Source organism: Arthrobacter sp. TB 26 (assembly GCF_000427315.1).
Taxonomy (GTDB): Bacteria; Actinomycetota; Actinomycetes; order Actinomycetales; family Micrococcaceae; genus Arthrobacter.
The window spans coordinates 1-3,924 of sequence record NZ_AUPJ01000254.1 but is presented as its reverse complement, the minus strand read 5'-3'; the positions used below and the strand labels follow the sequence as shown (position 1 = coordinate 3,924).

General features: G+C 66.8%; 2 protein-coding genes and 1 pseudogene (1 of these 3 only partly in view). 1 reads left to right on the top strand and 2 read right to left on the bottom strand.

All coding sequences use genetic code 11. The annotated features are described in order from the left end of the window. Both K789_RS22725 and K789_RS0109270 read right to left on the bottom strand, forming a co-directional pair. Positions 1-440 (bottom strand): annotated as a pseudogene (locus tag K789_RS22725) (LacI family DNA-binding transcriptional regulator) (it extends 582 nt beyond the left edge of the window). A 2-nt stretch (positions 441-442) separates the two neighbouring features. Next, entirely contained in the window at positions 443-2,224 is a 1,782-nt protein-coding gene (locus tag K789_RS0109270) for a glycoside hydrolase family 13 protein (protein ID WP_024366520.1), read from the bottom strand. 338 nt (positions 2,225-2,562) lie between these two features. Here K789_RS0109270 and K789_RS0109265 point away from each other — a divergent pair, with 338 nt between their 5' ends. Next, positions 2,563-3,861: a sugar ABC transporter substrate-binding protein gene (locus K789_RS0109265; protein WP_024366519.1), complete on the top strand. Its 1,299-nt coding sequence runs from the start codon at positions 2,563-2,565 to the stop codon at positions 3,859-3,861. Positions 3,862-3,924: the final 63 nt, after the last annotated feature.

Below are 3,924 nucleotides of genomic sequence, written 5' to 3'. Positions count from 1 at the left end.
CCGCCGATCCCGACGATGGGCCGGTGGATCGCGAGCAGCTGCTGGATCTCAGCCTCGCTGAGCTCCAGTGACACCGCAATCACCGCATCCACCCGCTTGCGCAGCAGGAAGTCGTTCAGCACGCTGTGCCGGCGTTCCTGCCCCTCGCTGACGTTGTAGAGCGTGAGATCGTACCCCGCGTCCAGCAGGGTTGCCGAGACTCCCTCCACCACCGAGGAAAAGAACCAGCGGTGCACGGACGGAACCACAACGCCCACGTTGTGGTTCCGCCCGGAGGCAAGGCTCGAGGCGTGGTACGAGAGGACGAAACCGAGCTCGGCTGCGGCAGTCTGGGCGAGCTCACGGCTGCGGGCCGAGACATTCCCTTTGCCGCTCAAGGCCCGCGAAACGGTGGCTATGGAGAGGCCAGCGCGCTCAGCGACGTCCTTGATGCCGGGCATTCTTAGCTCTCCGCGTCCTCGATGTAGATTTCCAGCCAAACAGTTTCCCCTGAGCCTAACCGATGCCCGGAGCAAGGCAGTTCAGATGACTCGAGACCGGCCTCTGCGTAGCCCTGGGAGCTGCGCAGCAGGACCCGTCCGGGCGGCAGTTCCACGGTCTCCCTCCCCGCGTTGAGCAGCACCAAGGTGGTGCCGTTCACGTACGCCAGGCAGGTGTCCGTGCACCAGTCCTCGGCCCAGGCGAGTGAACCCTGCCCGAGTCCCAGCTCGCGCCGTGCGGCAAGCATGCGCCGGTAGAGGTTAAGGTGCGACGACGGCGACGCGGCCTGGACATCCCGCGCCAGTCCGGCGAAGCTGGCAGGCTGCGGAAGCCAGGGTGCCGCTCCGTTGCCGAATCCGGTGTGGAGCTCGGCGGCACGCCAGGGCAGCGGCACGCGGCAGCCGTCGCGGCCAAGCCGTTCGCCGCCGGTGCGGGCGAACGTGGGGTCCTGCCGCTGGTTGTCCGGGATGTCGATTCCGTCGGGCAGGCCAAGCTCTTCGCCCTGATAAAGGTAGGCGCCGCCGGGCAGGCCGAGCATGAACATGGAGGCGGCCGCGGCCCGGGATCGGCCCAGGGCCTCGTCCGGCTGCGGGTCGAAGCTGCCGATCCCGTCCCCGTCGCACGGTGCGTGGCCGTCGTAGCCGAAACGGGTGGCGTGCCGGACCACGTCGTGGTTGGAGAGTACCCAGGTGCTGGGTGCGCCGACGGAGTCGAGCGCTGTCAGGGACTCGGTGATGACGCCGCGCATGCGGTGGACGTCCAGGCCCGCATGCAGGTACGGGAAGTTGAAGGCCTGGTGCATTTCGTCCGGCCGGACCCAGTCGGCCAGGCGGGGGAGCGGGTCCACGTTTGCTTCGGCGCAGAGGATGCGGTCCGGGCCGTATTCGGCCAGGATCCGCCGCCACTTGCGGTAGATGTCGTGCAGTGCAGGCTGGCCGAACATCGGCGCGTCATGGCCGGGGAAACCGTCGCAGCTGTTGCCGTCGGCGCGGCCGCCCCATGCCGGCAGACCCGGGGCCTTAACCAGGGCATGGGCCACGTCCACCCGGAAGCCGGAGACGCCGCGGTCCAGCCAGAAGCGGAGGACCCGTTCGAATTCCTCGTGGACGGCGTCGTTGTCCCAGTTGAAGTCCGGCTGGGAGGTGTCGAACAGGTGCAGGTACCACTGGCCCGGGGTGCCGTCCGGCTCAGTGATCCGGGTCCAGGCCGGGCCGCCGAAGTGGGACTCCCAGTTGTTCGGCGGCTCCTCGCCGAACTGCCCCTGGCCGTCGCGGAAAATGAACATGTCGCGTTCCGGGCTGCCGGCAGGCGCGGCCAGGGCGGCCCGGAAGGCGACGTGCTGGTCCGAGCAGTGGTTGGGGACGAGGTCGACGATCAGCCGCAGGCCCAGACGCGTGGCCTCGGCCATCATGGCGTCGAAGTCCGCCAGTGTGCCGAACAGGGGGTCGACGTCGCAGTAGTCGCTGACGTCGTAGCCGGCGTCGCGCTGCGGTGAGCGGTAGAACGGTGACAGCCAGACGGCGTCGATGTCCAGTTCGGCCAGCTTCGGGAGTTCAGCAGTGATCCCGGCGAGGTCGCCGATGCCGTCCCCGTTGAGGTCCCGGAAAGAACGCGGGTACACCTGGTAGATGACGGCTGAACGCCACCAGCCGGGGAGGTGATCTGCGGCGTGCACCGGCGTCAGGGGGCCGGCCAGGGTCCCGGCCAGTTCGGCGGGAAGGGTAAGTGCTGAGTCAACGGACATGCCGGTAATAGTAAAGGTGAACCGGCCAAATTGAAAACGCTTCCAGCCGTAAGCGTGGCGCGCCGTTTCCTGCCGGCGCAGGAACCTCCTTCGGCCCTGCGCCCCGCCAGTGCCTTGAAGTGCGGCCCTGCCCGGTTGCCGCCGGCGGCTGGAGCTGATTCGACCCTGGCTGTTACCCGCCAGTAGTGTGACTTTTCAAAGTCCTCGTCAACGTGTACTTTGGAAGCGCTTGCAGCTGTGAGCCACATCACCGACGATGCCACCGGGCCTCGGACTCTTCACCAGAGCCTTCCGACAGGGCCTTCAGCGTGGATGCAGGATTCATGAAAGGGACACCAATGAAGGTGCAGAACACCCTCACAACCGGGACCAGCCGCCGCGTATTCACGGCCGGTGCAATCTCCGTAGTTGCCGCGCTGGCACTGAGCGCCTGCGGCGGCGCAGCAGCCACCGCCCCGGCAACCGCCACTGCCAAACCGGATCTCAAGGCCTCCGGGGCCAGCACCATCACCATGTGGGTTGATGCCGAGCGCTCACCCGCGCTGAAGGACATCACCGCCAAGTTCCAGGCTGACACCGGCATCGAAGTGAAGCTCGTGGTCAAGGACTTCGCCGCAGTCCGCGACGACTTCATCACCCAGGTCCCCACGGGCAAGGGCCCGGACCTGATCGTCGGCCCGCACGACTGGGTCGGCAAGTTCGTCCAGAACGGCGTCATCGCCCCGGTTGAACTCGGCGACAAGAAGTCCGGCTTCCAGGACTCCGCCGTCAAGGCCATGACCTTCAACGGTTCCGTCTACGGCGTTCCATACGCCATCGAGAACATCGCGCTGCTGCGCAACACCGACATGGTGCCCGCGGCCGCCAAGACCTTCGACGAGGTCATCTCCAGCGGCAAAAAGGCTGTCGCGGACGGCAAGGCCAAGTTCCCCTTCCTGGTCGGCATGGATCCCAAGCAGGGCGATCCCTACCACCTGTACCCGTTGCAGGCCTCCATGGGTTCGCAGGTCTTCGGCCTGGCTGCCGACGGCGGCTACGATCCCAAGCAGCTCCTGATCGGCGACGCCGCCGGTGTTGAGTTCGCCAAGAAGCTGGCCGCCTGGGGCGATGCCGGCGAGAAGATCATCAACTCCAACATCACCGGAGACATCGCCAAGGAGAAGTTCCTGGCCGGCGAGTCCCCGTACTTCCTGACGGGCCCGTGGAACGTGCCGGACGTGCAGAAGACGGGCATCAAGTTCGCCGTCGACGCGCTGCCGACCGCCGGTGACAAACCGGCCCAGCCGTTCATCGGTGTCAACGGCTTCTTCATCAGCGCCAAGAGCGCCAACGCCCTGGCCACCAACGAGTTCGTGACCAACTACCTCACCTCCGAGGCAGCCCAGGACTCCATGTACAAGGCCGGAGGCCGTCCGCCGGCGCTGAAGTCATCCTTCGAGAAGGCCGCCAGCGATCCCGTCGTCGCAGCCTTCGGCAAGATCGGTGCCACCGGCGTCCCGATGCCGGCCATCCCGGAAATGAGCGCCGTCTGGGCTGACTGGGGAGCCACCGAGCTCGCCCTGATCAAGGGCCAGGGCGACCCGGCTGCCGACTGGGCCAAGATGGCTGCCAGCATCAAGACCAAAATCGGGGGTTAGTTCCCGCGCCGGTTTCTGACGTTCCGAACCTTCGAAAAGCGTCACGAACCGGCAAGCACCGGG

Coding starts and splice junctions, on each gene's coding strand:
- K789_RS0109270 (WP_024366520.1), bottom strand. CDS start 2,224: ATGTCCGTTGACTCAGCACTTACCCTTCCCGCCGAACTGGCCGGGACC.
- K789_RS0109265 (WP_024366519.1), top strand. CDS start 2,563: ATGAAGGTGCAGAACACCCTCACAACCGGGACCAGCCGCCGCGTATTC.